Annotated in this window: 14 protein-coding genes and 1 tRNA gene; 12 read left to right on the top strand and 3 right to left on the bottom strand. The window is 59.4% G+C overall.

The window, feature by feature from the left end; translation table 11 throughout:
- The first annotated feature begins 622 nt into the window (after positions 1–622).
- Entirely contained in the window at positions 623–2,440 is a 1,818-nt protein-coding gene (locus HYPDE_RS14460; RefSeq protein ID WP_015599245.1) for a methanol/ethanol family PQQ-dependent dehydrogenase, read from the top strand.
- Between the two features lie 45 nt (positions 2,441–2,485).
- On the opposite strand, the gene purM is transcribed toward HYPDE_RS14460, so the two are convergent.
- Positions 2,486–3,616: a phosphoribosylformylglycinamidine cyclo-ligase gene (gene purM / locus HYPDE_RS14455; protein WP_015599244.1), complete on the bottom strand. Its 1,131-nt coding sequence runs from the start codon at positions 3,614–3,616 to the stop codon at positions 2,486–2,488.
- Positions 3,617–3,816: 200 nt separating this feature from the next.
- Between purM and HYPDE_RS14450 the strand changes: the two genes are divergently transcribed.
- The 7 genes from HYPDE_RS14450 (at position 3,817) to HYPDE_RS14420 (ending at position 12,304) form a co-directional block, all read left to right on the top strand.
- On the top strand, positions 3,817–4,947 hold the full coding sequence (locus HYPDE_RS14450) for a DUF2066 domain-containing protein (RefSeq protein ID WP_041321369.1): 1,131 nt from the start codon (positions 3,817–3,819) through the stop codon (positions 4,945–4,947).
- 173 nt (positions 4,948–5,120) lie between these two features.
- The gene (locus HYPDE_RS14445) at positions 5,121–5,675 is read left to right on the top strand and encodes a CDP-alcohol phosphatidyltransferase family protein (protein WP_041320530.1); all 555 of its coding nucleotides are present in this window, start codon (positions 5,121–5,123) and stop codon (positions 5,673–5,675) included.
- Positions 5,676–5,730: 55 nt separating this feature from the next.
- Positions 5,731–6,804 (top strand): AI-2E family transporter, encoded by a 1,074-nt coding sequence (locus tag HYPDE_RS14440; protein ID WP_015599241.1) that lies wholly within the window; start codon positions 5,731–5,733, stop codon positions 6,802–6,804.
- Between the two features lie 15 nt (positions 6,805–6,819).
- Positions 6,820–7,494: a DnaA ATPase domain-containing protein gene (locus HYPDE_RS14435; protein ID WP_015599240.1), complete on the top strand. Its 675-nt coding sequence runs from the start codon at positions 6,820–6,822 to the stop codon at positions 7,492–7,494.
- A gap of 89 nt (positions 7,495–7,583) precedes the next feature.
- Positions 7,584–9,755 carry an RNA degradosome polyphosphate kinase gene (locus HYPDE_RS14430; RefSeq protein ID WP_015599239.1) on the top strand — a complete coding sequence of 724 codons (2,172 nt, stop codon included), beginning with the start codon at positions 7,584–7,586 and terminating at the stop codon, positions 9,753–9,755.
- Between the two features lie 15 nt (positions 9,756–9,770).
- The gene (locus HYPDE_RS14425) at positions 9,771–11,306 is read left to right on the top strand and encodes a Ppx/GppA family phosphatase (protein WP_015599238.1); all 1,536 of its coding nucleotides are present in this window, start codon (positions 9,771–9,773) and stop codon (positions 11,304–11,306) included.
- A 65-nt stretch (positions 11,307–11,371) separates the two neighbouring features.
- Positions 11,372–12,304, top strand: a complete 933-nt coding sequence (locus HYPDE_RS14420; RefSeq protein WP_015599237.1) for a DnaJ C-terminal domain-containing protein — start codon at positions 11,372–11,374, stop codon at positions 12,302–12,304.
- Positions 12,305–12,364: 60 nt separating this feature from the next.
- Here HYPDE_RS14420 and rnd read toward each other — a convergent pair whose 3' ends face one another.
- Positions 12,365–13,519 carry a ribonuclease D gene (rnd, locus tag HYPDE_RS14415; RefSeq protein WP_041321366.1) on the bottom strand — a complete coding sequence of 385 codons (1,155 nt, stop codon included), beginning with the start codon at positions 13,517–13,519 and terminating at the stop codon, positions 12,365–12,367.
- A 262-nt stretch (positions 13,520–13,781) separates the two neighbouring features.
- Here rnd and aspS point away from each other — a divergent pair, with 262 nt between their 5' ends.
- A complete protein-coding gene (gene aspS, locus HYPDE_RS14410) occupies positions 13,782–15,578 on the top strand; it encodes an aspartate--tRNA ligase (protein ID WP_015599235.1) in 1,797 nt (598 codons plus the stop codon).
- Between the two features lie 114 nt (positions 15,579–15,692).
- Here the strand turns inward: aspS and HYPDE_RS14405 are convergent, their stop codons facing one another.
- Positions 15,693–15,992 (bottom strand): hypothetical protein, encoded by a 300-nt coding sequence (locus HYPDE_RS14405; RefSeq protein WP_144061278.1) that lies wholly within the window; start codon positions 15,990–15,992, stop codon positions 15,693–15,695.
- 282 nt (positions 15,993–16,274) lie between these two features.
- Between HYPDE_RS14405 and panE the strand changes: the two genes are divergently transcribed.
- The 3 genes from panE to HYPDE_RS14390 all read left to right on the top strand — a co-directional run bounded on the left by panE (position 16,275) and on the right by HYPDE_RS14390 (position 17,995).
- The gene (gene panE / locus HYPDE_RS14400) at positions 16,275–17,216 is read left to right on the top strand and encodes a 2-dehydropantoate 2-reductase (RefSeq protein ID WP_041321364.1); all 942 of its coding nucleotides are present in this window, start codon (positions 16,275–16,277) and stop codon (positions 17,214–17,216) included.
- 99 nt (positions 17,217–17,315) lie between these two features.
- A complete protein-coding gene (locus HYPDE_RS14395; protein WP_041321362.1) occupies positions 17,316–17,837 on the top strand; it encodes a thioredoxin family protein in 522 nt (173 codons plus the stop codon).
- A 71-nt stretch (positions 17,838–17,908) separates the two neighbouring features.
- Positions 17,909–17,995, top strand: a tRNA-Leu gene (locus tag HYPDE_RS14390).
- Positions 17,996–18,006 lie beyond the last annotated feature (11 nt).

The following is an 18,006-nucleotide window of genomic DNA, read 5'->3' as shown; positions in this document are numbered from 1 at the left end:
CGGCGCTTCAGCAAAGGCTGTTCCGAATCTCTATCCGAATGCCTTGCTTGTGACGCCCGCCTTTTTCGTTTGTATGACAGCGGCGGCGCAAAGCCCGGTCCGCCGCAGTTTTGATAAAGACCGGTTAACCCCGAAGGGAACCTACGGAGGTTGCCTCCATGCCGGGCACTCTTCGCCACGTCATATAAGCGCGAATGTCAGTCAACTGGCCGTCGACAAGTCGTGCCATTGGCGGTGCATCGTTATCGTTATGAACGATTTGAGCCGTGATCCATCGGTCCACGAAATCCGGGGTTGAACCGTTGATCGCCAAACGGGACACGCGATACTTAATCTCGATAAGCTCTCCGACCATAAGATTCGAAGTGGAAGTATATGCCGTCATCTGAAACCTCCGGGGGAAGGTTGCTTCGACGCGGACGCTACGCGAAGAATTTTTCAATTCGGTGGCAGGCTAAAGGCGCGCATTCCACGCCGTCCCCGTAAAGACGAGGTTCGCGCGAGCTTGCGGCAATGTGGAGCAATCCTCGAATTTTTTATTGACTTGGCGGCCGCACGATAGCTTCGCAAAGCAATCGCCGCAGCTGTCACGGCGTGCGCGAAATCAGGCACGGAGAGTGGGATGATCGGTTGGAGATGGGGTGCACGCGCGGTTGCAATACTGGCACTTTCGACGCCAGCACTCGCAAATCAGAATGTCATTCAAGTTTCACGCGATCCTGCAAATTGGGCCATTCAGTCCGGCGACTATGCCGGCACGCGATATTCCAAGCTCGATCAAATCACGACCGCCAACGTCGGCGACCTCAAGGTCGCCTGGACATTCTCGACCGGCGTGCTCCGTGGCCATGAGGGCGCCCCGCTCGTGATCGGCAATGTGATGTACGTTCACACGCCTTTCCCGAACACCGTGATGGCGCTCGATCTCAACGACGAGCAGAAGATCATCTGGAAGTACGAGCCGAAGCAGGACCCAACCGTCATCTCTGTGATGTGCTGCGATACCGTCAGTCGCGGCGTCCAATATGCCGAAGGCAAAATCCTGCTGCACACCGCCGACACATCGCTCATCGCGCTCGATGCGAAGACGGGCAAGGAATTGTGGAAGGTCGTTGACGGCGATCCGAAACTGGGCGCCACCGGAACGGGCGCCCCGCTTATCGCGAAGGACAAAGTCATTGTCGGCGTATCCGGTGGCGAGTTTGGCGTGCGCTGCTACCTCACGGCCTACGATATGAATTCGGGCAACAAGGTCTGGCGCGCCTATTCGATGGGGCCCGATTCCGACATCCTGGTCGATCCTGAGAAGACCACGTCGCTCGGCAAGCCAGTCGGCGAAAATTCATCGCTCAATAGCTGGAACGGCGATCAGTGGAAAATCGGCGGGGGACCGACATGGGGCTACATGGCCTACGATCCCGAATTCAATCTGATTTACTACGGCACCGGCAATCCTTCGACCTGGAATCCGGTGCAGCGTTCAGGTCCGGATAGCAAGCCTATCGATCAGAAATGGGCAATGACGATGTTTGCCCGCGATGTCGATACGGGCGTTGCGAAGTGGGTCTATCAGATGACGCCGTTCGACCAGTGGGACTACGACGGCATCAACGAGCCGATCCTTGCGGACCTCGAGATCAATGGCGTGATGCGCAAGACAGCCACGCATTTCGACCGCAACGGATTCGGCTACACCTGGGATCGTGTAACAGGCGAACTTCTTGTCGCGGAGAAATTCGATCCGACTGTCAACTGGGCGTCCGGAATCGACATGGACAAGTCGAGCCCAACGTATGGCCGGCCTAAGCTCGTCGAAAAATATGAGCCTTTCAAAACCGGCGTTGACGACGCCACCAAAGGCATTTGTCCATCTTCGCTCGGCGCCAAGAACCAGCAGCCTGCATCCTATTCGAAGCTGACCGGCCTGTTCTACGTGCCGACCAATCACGTCTGCATGGACTATGAGCCGTTCAAGGTCAGGTACACCGCTGGGCAGCCTTACGTGGGCGCGACGCTCACAATGTATCCGGCTCCGGATACGCCGGACCTCGGCAATTTCATCGCGTGGGATGGCGCGAAAGGTAAAATAGTCTGGTCGAAGCCCGAGCGCTTTTCGGTGTGGTCGGGCGCGCTGACGACCGCAGGCGGAGTGGCCTTTTACGGCACGCTCGAGGGCTATTTCAAAGCCGTCGATCAGAAGGACGGCAAGGAGCTGTTCAAATTCAAGACCCCGTCCGGCATCGTCGGCAACGCGATGACGTACATGCGCGGCGGCAAGCAGTACGTGGCGGTGTACTCGGGCGTTGGAGGTTGGGCAGGAATCGGTCTCGCAGCCGGACTGAGGGACCCCGAAGACGGCTCTGGCGCCGTCGGAGGATTTGCCAGCCTCTCGTCGTACACGAGCACCGGGGGCTCGCTCACCGTATTCTCGCTGCCTTAGCGTGAAGTAACTCAAGGCCGAGCAGCGGTTCGCCGAGTCTCACAGTCAGCCGAACCGAAGCCGCCCGTCGTACTTCACGGCCCAGGCTTCGCCCTTGCCTTTGGCTTCTGATTTTTCGCCCGTCGGTGGAATGATATCCCCGATCACGATGGGCTCTTCCCCAGCAGATTTGAGCGCCGCGATGACTTCGTCGGCGCGCACCTTGGCGGCGACGACTATCATGCCGATGCCGCAGTTGAATGTACGAAGTATCTCTGCGTCGTTGAGATGTCCTTCCTTTGCAAGCCAGCCGAAAACGCCCGGTGCCTCGAAGGTCGAGAGGTCGATGCGTGCGGCAGCATCCGTCGGCATGACGCGCGGCAGATTTTCGGATAATCCGCCGCCGGTGATGTGAGACAAAGCTTTGATTGCGCCATCTGGGCCTGACCCGCCCGTCGCGCGGATCGCGTTGAGCAGCGGTTTAACGTAGATGCGCGTCGGCGCCAGCAGCGCTTCGGCGAGCGTTTTGCCGTCTGCGAACGGCGCCGCGGCGCTCCAGCCGATCTTGGCGCGTTCGGCGAGCTTGCGGACGAGACTATAGCCGTTGGAATGAACACCGGATGACTTGAGACCGATCAGAACGTCGCCTGGCGCAATATCGGCACGCGGCAGGATTTCGCCGCGCTCGACCGCACCGACCGAGAAGCCCGCGAGGTCATAGTCGCCTGCCTTATACATGCCCGGCATCTCGGCAGTTTCGCCGCCGATCAGCGCGCAACCTGCTTGCTTGCAACCGTCGGCAATTCCCGCAATCACGTCACGCGCAACGTTTGTGTCGAGCTTCCCGACCGCGAAGTAATCAAGAAAGAATAAGGGCTCTGCGCCCTGCACGACGAGGTCGTTGACGCACATTGCAACGAGATCGATGCCGATTGTCGAATGCTGGCCGCTGTCGATTGCGATCTTAAGCTTGGTTCCGACGCCATCGTTGGCGGCAACCAAAATCGGATCGCGAAAACCGGCCCGCTTCAAATCGAACAGGCCGCCGAAACCTCCGAGGTCGACATCGGCGCCCGCCCGGCTCGTGGCTTTGGCAAGCGGTTTGATCGCGGCGACAAGCGCGTTGCCGGCATCGATGTCGACACCGGCATCGGCGTAGGTCATCGGCTTCTGCGATTTATCTGTGGTCGACGACATCGATCCTCATGAAAAAGATAGAGAGAGACAGGGGTCTCTGCATCTTTGTGGGCGAAGGGAGCGTGACTTGTCGTTAAACTCACTTTTGCCCCATTGCCAACACGTCATGGGGGTCGTAGCAGCCCAGACGAATGAGGGCAACGAAGCCTCCCACGGATGAGGCCATTCGGGCCGGGATATACACGACGAAGGGAAATGCAGTGCGCGCCGGTCTCTACTTGGCAATTGCTTTAACCTTCTTGGCAATCGCTTCGGCTTTGACTGGCCGGGCTGCACTCGCAGCCGGTTCCGATGCGGCTTATACGGTCGCCAACTATCCTGTCGAGGCATCGGCCGACAATGCCGTGGCTGCCAAGCAGCAGGCGCTTGCCGACGGCCAGCAGGCATCCTTCCGCTCACTCCTGAAGCGCATCGTGCCGGTGACTGCCTACAAGCAACTCACGCGCATTTCCGGTGTGAAGGCTGCAGACCTCATATCCGGCGTTACCGTGCGTTCGGAGCGCAACTCGGCGACGGCTTATATCGCGAGCCTCGATTTCGCATTTCAGCCGGATGGCGTGCGTTCGATTCTGTCGCGCCAGGGCATCCCTTTTGTCGACGAGCAGGCCGCGCCGGTAACGGTCGTAACGGCGTCGCTTCAAGGCGACCCTGCAACCGCAACTAACGACACAGGTATCTGGCGCCGTGCATGGACCGGGCTCGATCTCGATCACACGATCACGCCAGTCAAGATCGCCGACCTGAAGCCTGATATTCATTCCGGTACTGTTGCGAGCCTTCTTGCTGGCGATGATGCAGGCCTGCGCGCGTTGAACGAAGCCTACGGTACCAAGCTGATCATCATGGCCGTCGCTGAGCCTGACCTTGCAGCCAAGAAGATGACTGTGACGCTGGCAGGCCGCGATACGGTGGGCACGATCCTGTTGAAGCGCACCTATCGAATTTCGGACGGCGATCTGGATTATGCATCGCAACTCGCAGCAGTCGTGGCGCTCGGTGTGCTCGAAGGCCGGTGGAAGGAGTTGAAGTCCGAGGATAATCGCCAGATCGCTGGCGACGTCCCGGTCTGGGAAGCCTCGACTGGTGGCGCCGGCGAGGACGTGACGTTCGTGGCCCAGTTCTCCAGCCCCGGACAATGGGATCAGATTCGCACGCAATTACTCGATACGCCCGGCATCGATGGCCTCAACATCCTGTCCGTGTCGGACCACGATGCTAACATCACTTTGAAATTTGCTGGCGGGATTCGTGGTCTCGCAAACACGCTGGGCGCGCGCGGCCTCAGATTCGTAAATACAGAGACGGGTTGGGTCCTTAGGCCAAGTTATTGATATTCATACTCTCTCGACTGGATCGAAAAAGCCTCGCGCACGCGGTTTTTTTGCATCAGGTTGGCAGATGTGCTCGACGAGATGAACCTCGAAAGGCTAGGTAGGTTCGCGCGCTCCTGAAAGAGCTGCGCACCCGTACGTGGGGTGGCCCCGAGCACAGGATCAAATTCGGCGTGAGCATACCTAATCTTATTACGCTTGGTCGGGTGATCCTCGTGCCTGTCGTTTTCTGGCTGCTGCTCTCGGGAGAGTTGCAGCCGGCATTTCTCGCGTTTGTCATCGCTGGAATTTCCGATGCCGTCGACGGGTTTTTAGCCAAGCGTTTCGGCTGGGAAACCGAACTCGGAGCTTACCTCGATCCCCTTGCTGACAAGCTGCTGATCGTTTGCATATTCATCGCCCTGGGTGTCACCGGACGGTTGCCGTCATGGCTCGTCATTCTCGTGGTCTCCCGCGACGTTCTGATCGTCATTGCCGTGGTTCTGTCATGGCTGCTCGATCATCCGACCCCGATGAAGCCGCTGGCCGTCAGTAAGATGAACACTGTCGTACAGATCGTTCTCGCCGGCACTGTGCTGGCCGACGAAGCTTTTCTTTTGAACCTCCGCGGACCGGTCCAGCTATTGATCCTGCTCACGGCGGCAACAACGGTCGCCTCGCTCGCGGCCTATCTGCGGATCTGGCTGCGGCACATGACGTATTCTGAAACGACAGATCCCAAGACCTAACATCTAGGGCTTAATGCCATTTTCCGTGCCGCCCGCTTGGAGGAGATAGAAGGCCATGCAGATCGAGCGGCATGCCCTGTTCTGGATCGTGACGGCCGTCGTGTTTGCTTACCTCGCACAATTGCTCGCGCCGGTTCTGTTGCCGTTCGTGATTGGTCTCGTGCTCGCCTACTTCTTCAATCCCGTCGTTGACCTGCTCCGTGGTGTCGGACTTCCGCGCTGGATGTCCTCTATTCTCCTTCTTGGATTGGTGGCGTTTTTGATCGTCCTCGCTTTGCTCTTCCTCGTTCCGATTCTCGTGCAGCAGGCAGCAGACCTTGTCGAAGCGGCCCCCCGGCAGATCGATCGTATCAAGCTGATGGTCGAGGCGAGCGCCCGCGACTACCTGGGGCCACGCTATCCGCAGGCGGAAAATACAGTGCGCTCCGCGCTGGATGCATTTGCCTCCTCGATGCCATCACTGTTGGCTGGCGTCGCACAGAGCATCTGGAACCAGGGTGCGGCCGCTTTCAATTTCGTCTCGTTCGTTCTGATTACGCCGATCGTCTTTTTTTATACGCTGAAGGATTGGCCGAAGATCATCGCCAAGGTCGACTCGTGGCTGCCGCGGGATAACGCCGACCAATTGCGCGCGCTCGCGGTCGAAATCAACCAGCGTATATCCGCCTTCATTCGCGGACAGGGCGCCGTATGTCTTATCCTTGCGTTGTTCTATGCGGTGGCGTTGAGCTTGGCCGGGCTTGAATACGGGCTGCTCGTCGGATTGTTCACCGGGTTCGCGGCGTTCATTCCGGTCGTCGGCTGGACGCTCGGTACGTTCACGGCGGTCGGTCTTGCCGTCCTGCAGTTCTGGCCCGACACCCTGCCGATTCTGATCGTCCTGGCCGTCATGCTTGTCGGCCAGGCGCTCGAGTCGGCCGTTCTGTCGCCCAACATCATCGGCGCAGAGGTCGGCTTACATCCGGTCTGGCTGATCTTTGCGTTGCTGACCTTCAGCTATCTGTTCGGATTTCTGGGGCTTCTCGTCGCCGTGCCGGTTTCTGCCGCAATCGGCGTGCTCGTACGCTTCGCGCTCAAAACGTATCTTGCGTCTTCGGTCTACAAAGGCCGCGACAGCGCTGAAGCATAAAGTATCGATACCGAAATGCCGACCATGCCGGAGCAACTCGTCTTCGAACTGCCGCATCGTGCCGCGATGGGGCTTGAGGACTTTCTCGTCTCGGACTCGAACGCGGCCGCGGTCGCGCTCATCGACAGGTGGCCGGATTGGCCCATCAGCGCGGCAATTCTCGTCGGACCGAAAGGCAGCGGCAAAACGCATCTCGCGAACGTCTGGCAACTGCGGGCTGCGGCTACGGCCTACAGCGCGTCTTCGCTGGCCCGTGAAAGCGTCCCGGCCGTCGCCTCGGCGGGAGCTGTCATAATCGAGAATATTGAGACGCTTTCCGACGAAGCGGCGTTATTCCACTTGCTCAATCTGGTTCGCGAGCAACGCCTGCAGGTCTTATTGACGACCGACACCGCGCCAGGCGACCTCAAGATTGCGCTCCCGGACCTTCATTCGCGGCTCAAGGCTCTGCCGCTGGCGTCGATCGAGGCGCCTGACGACGCTCTTCTACGGGCAGTTCTCGTCAAACTCTTTGCCGATCGGCAATTGAGCGTCGAACCCCATATTGTTGACTATGTTCTCGTTCGCATGGAACGCTCGATGTTGGCAGCGGAACGGTTCGTCGCCGAAGCGGATCGGCAGGCCCTCGTACTTCAGCGGCGCGTCACCCGGACGATTGCGGCCGGGGCGCTTGATACTCTCGGATACTAGGCGATCCGGCGCTTGTTTTGCGACGGATTCGCAATTTAGATGTAAACCACATCTCAAACCTTCGGCCGAATTCGGAGTGCTTCCCGACCATGGCTACGGCAAAAAGCAGAAGCGTTGCAAAGGTGGCTATCCAAGAGGTCCCTCAAGGACCCGACCGCTTCTACAATCGCGAGCTGTCCTGGCTGCAATTCAATCGTCGCGTTGTCGAGGAAGCTGCCAACACGCAACATCCGTTGCTCGAACGTCTGCGGTTTTTGTCGATCGCTGCTGCGAACCTCGACGAGTTCTACATGGTCCGCGCGGCTGGCGTGTACGGCCAGGTACGCGCTGGCATCACGACGCTGTCTCAAGACGGCATGACACCGATGCAGCAGCTCGCCTCCATCAATAAATTCGCGGCCAAGCTCGTTGCCGAGGAGCAGGCTCTTTGGCAGGTGATTAAAACGGAGCTCGCCCAATCTGGGATCTCTGTCTTGCAGGCCGAAGAGCTGTCCGGTTCTGAAAAGGCCTGGCTCGAGCAGCTCTTTCTATCCCGCATCTTCCCGATACTGACGCCGATCGCGGCAGATCCCGCACATCCTTTCCCGTTCGTTCCGAACAAGGCGATGACGATCGTCGTGGAACTGGTCCGGCCGTCTGACGGCAAGGCCATGAACGGTCTGATCCCGATTCCAGGGCAGCTCGAACGCTTTATTCGTCTCGAAGCCAATCCCGCAAAGCCCAAGGATATTCGCTTCGTTCGGCTCGAAAGCGCCATCGGTCTTTTCATCGGCGAGCTATTTTCGGGCTTCGACATCAAGAGCCAAGGCGCATTCCGCGTCTTGCGCGATAGCGATATCGAACTGCAGGAGGAGGCCGAAGACCTCGTTCGCTCCTACGAGAGCCAGCTGAAGCGCCGCCGGCGCGGCAACGTGATCCGCCTCGAAATCGAGGCGCGCATGCCGGAGCGCATGCAGAAATTTGTTATCGAAGAACTCGAAGTGCGCGAGGAAAGCGTCTTCGTGAAAGACGGCATCCTTGCGCTTGCCGATACGTCGCAGCTGATCATCGGCGATCGTCCCGATCTGATATTCAAGCCGTTTACGATCCGATTTCCCGAGCGCATTCGCGAGTTCAGCGGCGATTGCTTTGCTGCCGTGCGCAAGAAAGACATCGTCGTCCATCACCCTTATGAGAGCTTTGATGTCGTCGTTCAGTACTTGCGTCAGGCCGTCGCCGACCCGAACGTAATGGCGATCAAGTGGACGCTCTACAGAACGTCACGCGATAGCCCGATTATCCAGGCGCTGAAAGAGGCGGTCGAGGCCGGAAAATCAGTCACCGCTGTGGTCGAGTTGAAGGCGCGTTTCGACGAAGCCGCGAACATCCGCTGGGCGCGCGATCTCGAAAGCGCCGGCGTCCATGTCGTTTATGGTTTTACGGAACTTAAGACGCACGCCAAGCTAGGATTGATCGTCCGGCGCGAAGGCAGCGAGCTGACGACATATTGTCATATCGGCACCGGCAACTACCACCCGCAGACGGCGCGCGTTTACACCGATCTTTCGCTTTTCACGACGGATCCGATGATCGCGCGGGACATCACCCGCATTTTGAATTTCGTAACGGGCTACGGCGAACCGATTGAGCTTGAGTGCATGGCGGCAAGCCCGCACGGCATTCGCAATCGGATTATGACGCACATCGCCGAAGAGATTCGTAACGCCAAGGCCGGAAAACCGAGCGGTATCTGGTGGAAAATGAATGCGCTCGTCGACGCCCAGATCATTTCGGCGCTTTATGACGCAAGCGCCGCCGGCGTTCCGATAGATCTGATCGTGCGAGGCGTGTGCTGCTTGCGCCCGGGTATACCGGGTCTTTCGAGCAACATTCGTGTGAAAAGCATCGTCGGACGCTTCCTGGAGCATGCCCGCATTTACTGTTTTGCGAACGGTCGGCCCTTGCCTTCACCCAATGCTGCCGTCTACATCAGCTCCGCCGATATGATGCCGCGCAATCTCGACCGTCGTGTCGAAGCCATGGCGCCGGTGCAGAATCCGACGGTCCACGAGCAAGTGCTCAACCAGATCATGGTCGCGAACTTGAGAGACAACCAACAAAGCTGGCGGATCAACCCGGATGGCAGCGCGACTCGGATCGAACCGGGTCCGGGAGAGGAAGCCTTCAACGCTCATAAGTATTTCATGACCAATCCTTCGCTTTCAGGCCGTGGGCAGTCTCTCAAAGAGAGTTTCCCCCTGCGCTTCCGTAAGCCGGGTTGAGGCTGGGGCCCACGCTTGACGCGATGGAAGGAAATCTCGGGTGCAAATGAACGCACCGCCGAAATGGAGCCTATCGGCGTCATCGATATCGGCTCCAACTCAGTGCGTCTTGTTGTTTATGAGGGAGCTGTCCGCGCGCTCACCCCGGTCTTCAATGAAAAAGTGCTTTGCGGCCTTGGGCGCTCCGTTGCGACGATGGGAAGCCTCGGGGAAGAGGCCGTCGAGCGCGCATTGGCCGCGCTGGCGCGCTTCAAGGCGATTGCCCGCATCCTGAGCGTCAAGAATTTGATGGTCATCGCCACCGCCGCCGTCCGTGATGCCCAGAACGGTCCTGCCTTTATCCAACGTGGCGAGCGCATCCTCGATGTCCCGATCGAAATCCTCTCTGGAGAAAAGGAAGCACGGCTCGCGGCACAGGGCATCATGATGGGGTTCGTCGACGATGACGGCATTGCCGGCGATCTCGGCGGAGGTAGCTTGGAACTCGTCGATCTCGCAAAGGATCGCCTGAAGGAAGCTGGAACATTGCCGCTCGGCGGTCTTCGCCTCATCGACACCACCGGCAACAGGATTGAGCGCGCGGTCGAACCGATAGACAGCGCCCTGGCGAGCCTGCCCTGGCTCGCTAACGGGGAGGGGCGAACCTTTTATGCAGTCGGCGGAACGTGGCGCTCGCTCGCAAAGCTGCACATGGATCAGATCCGGTATCCTCTGCATGTGATGCAAGGCTACAAACTTTCGGCGCGTGAAGCGCTCGATCTTTGTGAGCAGTTCCGCAAAGCCAAGAAGCCGCTCGATATCCCGGGCATAGCGAGCGTCGCACGCGCCCGTCGCGAGGTTTTGCCGTTCGGTGCCCTGGTTCTTGAGCGGCTCGTCAAGCGGATGCAGCCGCGTCAGATCGTGTTTTCGGTGTTCGGCATACGCGAGGGGCTGATTTACGGTCTGTTGCCGCCGCACGAGCAAATGCGTGATCCGCTGCTCAGTTTCTGCGAGGATTATGCCGCTTTGCGTTCACGCTCCGCTGAGCACGCGTGGGAGCTTTGCCGTTGGACGGATCGGATTTTCGCTGATCCCGCGCTTGAGGAGACGGCTGATGAACGGCGCCTTCGCCATGCGGCCTGCCTTCTGTCGGACGTCGGATGGCGTGCTCATCCTGACTATCGTGGTGAGCAAAGCCTCAATACGGTCGCGCATGCCGGACTTGGGGGCGTGGATCACCAGGGGCGCATTTTTCTCGCCCTTTCAGTTTTCCACCGCCATGAAACGTCAGAAGGCAACGGCGAGCAGCTTTCCGAGCGACTGCGAAGCCTCGTCAGCAAAAGGGTTCAGCGCCGGGCCCGCATCGTCGGGGCCGCCATCAGAGCGGCGCACATGCTGTCGATCGGCATGGCTGGGATTATCGACCAGACGCCACTGGCCTATGAGAATGCGTCGCTCGTCCTGACGATTCCGCGAGCCTATGCCGCTCTTGACGGGGAGAGACTTCGTCGCAGATTCGACGCATTGGCGGATCTCCTCGGCAAAAAACCAAAAATTAGAATAAGCGGGTAAAAAGGGCGGTACGCCTCGCTTGTGACGCAAGAAATTCTGATAGAGTGCAGGCGCAAGCTTGCAGGATGAAGACGGCCTCCATGGCGGAAGACCTCTACGACATATTGGGCGTCTCAAGGCGCGCGACCGATGAGGACATCCGCAGGGCTTTTCGCAAACTGGCGAAAGCGAACCATCCGGACGTCAATCCGGGTAACGCTGCGGCCGCTGAGCGGTTCAAGAAAATTACTGCGGCCAACGATATCCTGAGCGACCCGGAAAAGCGCAGGCAATACGACGCGGGTGAGATCGACGGCAAAGGCGATCCGCGCCGGCCGTTCTGGGGTCATGCCGGAGCGGGTGCGCGCCGGGGCCCGCAGGCAGCTCGCGGTGGTCAGGCCGGTGCTTTCGAGGATTTCAGCTTTTCCGATATTTTTTCTGACGTTTTCGGTGGCGGCGTAGGCGCTGGCCGGCGCGACGGGTTTGGTTTCGCGTCGCGAGGACAGGACCTCCGTTATTCCCTCGAGGTCGATTTCCTCGAAGCCGTTCTCGGCGCCAAGAAGCGTGTAACGCTCCCCGATGGTGGCGTCCTCGATCTTGCGGTTCCCGAAGGCGTGGCCGACGGACAGGTACTTCGCCTCAAGGGCAAAGGCACGCTTGGTTCTCTCGGCGCGGAGGCGGGCGATGCGCTGATCGAGATCAAGGTGCGCCCGCATCCTGATTTCAAACGCGATGGCGACGACATTCTTTTCGAGCTTCCAATCACCATCGATGAAGCTGTGCTCGGCGGCCGCGTGGAGGTTCCAACGCCCGCCGGTCGCGTGCAACTGGCCATTCCGAAAGGCACGAGTTCCGGCAAGACGTTTCGCCTGAAGGGCAAGGGTGTTCGGACGAGAAGCGGCGCGGGCGATCAACTCGTGACGGTCAAAATCGTGCTGCCACACGACATCGACGAAAGTCTTTCATACTTTTTTTCAGAGTGGCGCCAGAAGCACGCCTACGATCCGGGCCGCAAATAGTCGCGATTGGTGGCCGGCTCTCCGGAGGAGAGTCGCCAATCGCCGTATAAAAATTCAGCTCTACTTCGCGGCAGGCACGGCGCGCACTTCACCGCCAACGAGCGTCAACGCTAGTTCGCCCCGCTTGAGCTTCAGTGCCGATTCACCGAATAGCGCGCGGCGCCATCCTTGAAGCACCAGAATGTCCGCGTCATTCGATACGGCCAGCTGTTCCAGGTCTTCGCTGCTTGCAATGATGCGTGGCGCGACACCGTGCTCGGCTGCTGCCGCTTTCAGCAGCACCTTCAAAAGCTCGAGCGTCGCGCTGGCCTCGGCCGACAACGACTCGTTTCGCTCGATTTTCGGAAGCGTTTTGGGATCGCGCGCCACTCCGGCTTTGACCGCTTCCAGGATATCCTTCGCCCGTTGCGAGCGAGCGAAACCGTCCGAAAGTGTGCGCAATTGCCCAAGGGCTTCCGTGCTTACGGGCATTTGGTTAGCGATATCATAGAGTGCGTCGTCGCGCAGCACGCGCCCGCGCGGCACATCGAGCGACTGGGCAAGGCGTTCGCGCCAGGCCGCGAGCTCCACCAGCACGCCAAGCGCCTTACGGCCTTTGACGCGCAATTTTAGCCGCTGCCAGGCATTCTCGGGCGACGTGTCGTACGTGGCGGGATTTGTGAGGACCGCCATCTCTTCCTGCAGCCACGGCGTGCGCTCGGTCTTATCGAGCGTCTGCCGCAGACGAACATAAACATCCCGCAAGTACGTGACGTCGGCCAATGCATAGTCGAGCTGTTTCGGCGAAAGGGGCCGCCGGCTCCAGTCTGTAAAACGCGAGCTTTTGTCGAGGTCCGTGCCCGTCGTCTTTTTCACGAGGTTGACGTAGCTGATACTGTCGCCGAAGCCGCAGACCATCGCCGCGACCTGCGAGTCGAAGACCGGCGTTGGTACAACTCCGGATTTGAGAAAAACGATTTCGATGTCCTGACGGGCCGCGTGGAAGACCTTGACCGTCGAAGTGTCGGCCATCAGTTGGTAAAACGGCGCGAGGTCGATTCCCGGCGCCAGCGGATCGACGATCGCCTCAGCTTCCGGGCCTGCGAGCTGGATCAGGCACAGCAACGGCCAAAACGTCTGCTCGCGCAGAAATTCTGTATCGACGGCAACATAGTCGCTTCTGGAGAGGGTTTCGCAAAGCGCGGCCAGCTCCGATGTGGTGGTAATGGTCTGCATTGAAGGACGCCTATAGCGTATCGATTTTCCGTTGTCGCCATCAGCTTGGTCGCGGCCCGATCCGACCCGCGATTCGCGGCGTTCTTGGGTTCCGGGTTGCAAAAAGGCCAGATAACATGACCGGATCGACGAAACTTGCCGGTCCTTGGGGTACTCCGGCCCCGCGCCGCGCAACCTTGACTTTCGCTCAGCCCCATGCGCTTTTCCGCGGCGATTTCCACCCATACCGAGCAAAGGGTTTCCGGCAATGGCCGAGGCAAAGTTGCATCGTTATCGCTCGCACACCTGCGGCGCGCTTCGGAAGGCCGACGTTGGAACGAACGTGCGGCTCTCGGGATGGGTGCACCGCGTCCGTGATCACGGCGGCGTACTATTCATCGATCTGCGCGATCATTATGGCGTGACGCAGGTCGTCGCCGATCCCGATAGTCCCGCCTTCAAGACGGCGGAAGCGGTCCGTTCGGAATGGGTCATACGCGTCGACGGCAAGGTCCGTAACCGGCCGGAAGGTACCGTAAACCCCGAGCTTCCGACAGGCGAGATCGAGCTTTACGCAACTGAGATCGAGGTGCTTTCCGCAGCCAAGGAGCTGCCCGTGCCGGTCTTCGGCGAACCGGAATATCCGGAAGATTTGCGCCTGCAGTATCGCTTCCTCGACCTGCGTCGCGAGACACTGCACGCGATCATCATGAAGCGGCTGGAGATTACGCGCGCCATTCGCAGGCGCATGCACGACGCCGGTTTCAACGAATTTCCGACACCGATCCTGACGGCTTCAAGCCCCGAAGGTGCGCGCGACTTTCTCGTACCGAGCCGTATTCATACGGGCAAATTCTATGCGCTCCCGCAGGCGCCGCAGCAGTACAAGCAATTGCTGATGGTGTCGGGTTTCGACCGCTATTTCCAGATCGCACCATGTTTCCGCGACGAAGATCCGCGTGCCGATCGTCTCCCCGGCGAGTTCTACCAGCTCGACGTTGAAATGAGCTTCGTCGAGCAGGAAGACGTGTTCTCGACGATGGAGCCCGTGCTCACGGGGCTTTTCGAAGAATTTGCAAATGGCAAGCCGGTGACCAAAGGCTGGCCGCGCATTTCGTACGACACAGCGATTGCAAAATACGGCTCCGACAAACCGGATCTTCGCAACCCGATCGAGATGCAGGACGTGACCGAGCATTTCCGCGGCTCGGGCTTCAAGGTCTTCGCCGGCATGATCGAGAAAGACCCGAAAGTCCGCGTTTGGGCGATCCCGGCGCCGACGGGTGGCTCGCGCGCCTTCTGCGACCGCATGAATTCGTGGGCGCAGGGCGAAGGCCAGCCGGGCCTCGGCTACATCTTCTGGCGCGATGGCGAGGACGGAGGCGCCGGACCTGTCGCGAAGAACATCGGACCGGAGCGCGCTGGCGCGATCAAAGCGCAGCTCGGCCTCAAGGACGGCGACGCCGTATTCTTCACGGCCGGCAACCCGGCGAACTTCTATAAGTTCGCAGGCGCCGCACGCGACCGCGTCGGCCAGGAGCTGAAGCTCATCAAGGAAGATCAGTTCGCGCTCGCCTGGATCGTCGACTTTCCGTTCTACGAGTGGAACGAGGACGAGAAGAAAATCGATTTCTCGCACAATCCGTTCTCGATGCCGCAAGGCGGCGGCGACGCGCTTGATGCTGCGAAGACGGACGAAGAGCGCTTGAAGCTCAAAGCCTATCAATACGACATCGTCTGCAATGGCTACGAGATTGCCTCCGGCGGCATCCGCAATCACAAGCCAGAGGTGATGATCAAGGCGTTCGGCATCGCGGGTCTCGGACCCGAGGTCGTCGAACAGCGCTTCGGCGGACTGTTCCGCGCGTTCCAGTACGGCGCACCGCCGCATGGCGGCATGGCTGCAGGAATCGAGCGCATCGTGATGCTGCTGACTGGCGGCAAGACGGTGCGCGAGGTTGCGCTCTTCCCGATGAATCAGCAGGCGAACGACTTGCTGATGGGTGCCCCGAGCGAAGTCTCGCCAAAGCAGCTGCGCGAGCTTTCGATCCGCGTCGTCGCGCCGGAGAAGAAGGCTTAGCCGTCACGAACGGACGCCGCGAAGCACAAATCTGTCGCTCAAAAAGCCGGCGCCCATTTCAGCTCGAAAGGGGCGCCGAGTCGGGTCGACTGAGCGAAGGATCGTCGGCCGAAATCAGTCTATGACGGCAGCCTTCTTAGGCACGTAAGGCCAGATCACTGCGACCGTGACGGGTTTTCCATTCTTCTCCGCAGTTCCGATCCAGCGGCCGGGCCGATCGTGGTCAAGCGCCGAGACGTGAGTGTAACCCTTATGCATGAGCATCAGGCGCGCTTGCTCACCTGTCGCTGCGTTATCGAGTATTGTGCTGAATGCAGCGCCCGTCGCAGCATCAGTTGAGGCGGGCGTTTGGGCCATGGCTGGAAGTACGAAGCCAACGCTCGCAAGTGCAGTAAGTACCAGAGTACGAATCATAGAAGACTCCAATTTCTCGAACGTGCGAGGCGCTGTTCTGCCTCGCTCCTTTCAGACACATAAGAGAGTGCGCGAGCCCTCGCCACACAACTCGGCGTGCGGAAATCGGCTGATGTCGTGAGCGTGCGTGATCGGCGCAGTGAAGAGTATGACGAATTGGATAAGATCCTGGCCGCATGCCGGCGCGTCGCAGTTGCGGACCGATGCGACCCTACGAACTTGGCAGCCAAGGATAGATCGGACTAGGAACGTAGACAGGATGGTGAAGAGAGGTCCATGTCGATGCGAATCCTGATCCTCGGTGCCGGCGCAACGGGCGGCTACTTCGGCAGCCTATTGGCCAAGGCAGGCGTCGATGTGACATTTCTTGTCAGGCCGAAGCGGCGCGAACAGCTGCAAAACGGCGGTCTAAGCATCAAAAGCCATCTCGGCGATATCACCACTTCTGTTACGGCGATTACGCGAGACGAGATCTCGAATACCTTTGATGCCGTCATTCTCAGTCCTAAGGCTTATGGGCTCACAGATGCGATTGAGACGATCCGGCCCGCTGTCGGCGCCACGACGCTCATACTTCCCTTGCTCAATGGCATGCGCCACCTCAACGATCTCGACGAAGCATTCGGCGCTTCGCGCGTGCTCGGCGGCACATGCCACATCAGCGTGGTGCTCGACGACGACGGAACAATCCGCCATCTCAGTCCCTTTGGTTCGCTGACGCAGGGGCCGAGAACTGCCGGCCAGCGAGAAGCAGCCACGCGGCTTCAGAAAGAGCTCGAGCGCGGCGGCTTCGACGCGCGATATTCCGACGACATTATCGGAACGATGTGGGAGAAGTGGTTCTTCCTCGCGACTCTTGCGGGTTCGACCTGCCTCATGCGTGCGCCGGTGGGCGAGATTGTCCGAACCGATGGGGGCGAGCGTTTTATTTCTCGCATGCTTGACGAGTGCTCGGCGGTCGCGGCGGCATGTGGTCACGCGCCGCAGCCCGCTGCTCAAGCGAGTGCGCAGGCAACGCTGACGGACCGCCAATCGAACATCTCGGCATCGATGCTGCGCGATATTCAGCGCGGAGGCGAGATCGAGTCGGATCATATCGTCGGCGATCTCATTCGGCGCGGCCGCGACCAGGGCGTGGCGACGCCATTGCTCGAACTCGCTTACGTGCATCTTCAGGCCTATCAAAACAGATTCAAGACCATCAAAGCGATCGCAGTTGAATAGGCAGAAAATTAACGGACGTTAATTTACCGCAAGTTCGCTGCGTCTTGTCTTTGCGGTCCAAAAGCGGGACAAGTTGGCAGTGGAAACGGGATGTCCGGCATGCTGCGCTCGATTGTCTGCGTCTTTTGTCTTTTGCTCGCCGTTCCGTCGACGGCGGCGCTGGCACGGACGCCCAATCATGCCGATGAGTGGAATGGCGCCGAGATCAACTGGCGGGATGCGCGCTCCGGTATTTATGAAGCCTCGCAGACCGGTCGTCCGGTCATCATGGTTTTCCACGCGACTTGGTGCTCGGTCTGCAAACGGTTTCGGGAGGTCTTCAAAGATCCGGGTATCGTCGCCGAGTCGCGCGACTTTGTGATGATCCTTGTCGATGCCGACGCCGAAAAGGAAATGAACGGCGCCTTCTCTCCCGACGGCTCCTACGTTCCGCGTACGCTTTTCATCGACTCTGACGGAAACGTTTCGGACAAGTTGGTCGGATCGGACCCGCAGTATCCGCACTCGCTTGCCGTCGACAAACCGGATGAACTCTTGGCGCTGATGAAGAAGGCACACGGCGTATACGATATGCCGCACAAAGAGTCGGCACCCGCCGCCTCCGGCGAAGGTCGCACCTGAAGCTCAGCCCCAATTCTTTTCCCTGCCCTCTGTTGCGCTCCAGGATTTGGCCCGGCATAAGGACCGTCGGCGCGGACGTGGTGGAACCGGTAGACACACAGGACTTAAAATCCTGAGACGGTAACGTCGTGAGGGTTCGAGTCCCTCCGTCCGCACCACGCCCGCGGAC

This window comes from Hyphomicrobium denitrificans 1NES1 (assembly GCF_000230975.2).
GTDB classification, from domain to species: Bacteria; Pseudomonadota; Alphaproteobacteria; order Rhizobiales; family Hyphomicrobiaceae; genus Hyphomicrobium_B; species Hyphomicrobium_B denitrificans_A.
Note: the sequence above shows the minus strand (reverse complement) of the source record. Positions and strands in the feature narration are given on the sequence as shown.

What these genes read in the sequence shown, in the direction of transcription:
- HYPDE_RS14460 (WP_015599245.1), top strand. Translation starts at nt 623, where the DNA reads ATGATCGGTTGGAGATGGGGTGCACGCGCGGTTGCAATACTGGCACTT.
- purM (WP_015599244.1), bottom strand. Translation starts at nt 3,616, where the DNA reads ATGTCGTCGACCACAGATAAATCGCAGAAGCCGATGACCTACGCCGAT.
- HYPDE_RS14440 (WP_015599241.1), top strand. Translation starts at nt 5,731, where the DNA reads ATGCAGATCGAGCGGCATGCCCTGTTCTGGATCGTGACGGCCGTCGTG.
- HYPDE_RS14435 (WP_015599240.1), top strand. Translation starts at nt 6,820, where the DNA reads ATGCCGACCATGCCGGAGCAACTCGTCTTCGAACTGCCGCATCGTGCC.
- HYPDE_RS14430 (WP_015599239.1), top strand. Translation starts at nt 7,584, where the DNA reads ATGGCTACGGCAAAAAGCAGAAGCGTTGCAAAGGTGGCTATCCAAGAG.
- HYPDE_RS14420 (WP_015599237.1), top strand. Translation starts at nt 11,372, where the DNA reads ATGAAGACGGCCTCCATGGCGGAAGACCTCTACGACATATTGGGCGTC.
- rnd (WP_041321366.1), bottom strand. Translation starts at nt 13,519, where the DNA reads ATGCAGACCATTACCACCACATCGGAGCTGGCCGCGCTTTGCGAAACC.
- HYPDE_RS14405 (WP_144061278.1), bottom strand. Translation starts at nt 15,992, where the DNA reads ATGATTCGTACTCTGGTACTTACTGCACTTGCGAGCGTTGGCTTCGTA.
- panE (WP_041321364.1), top strand. Translation starts at nt 16,275, where the DNA reads ATGCGAATCCTGATCCTCGGTGCCGGCGCAACGGGCGGCTACTTCGGC.
- HYPDE_RS14395 (WP_041321362.1), top strand. Translation starts at nt 17,316, where the DNA reads ATGCTGCGCTCGATTGTCTGCGTCTTTTGTCTTTTGCTCGCCGTTCCG.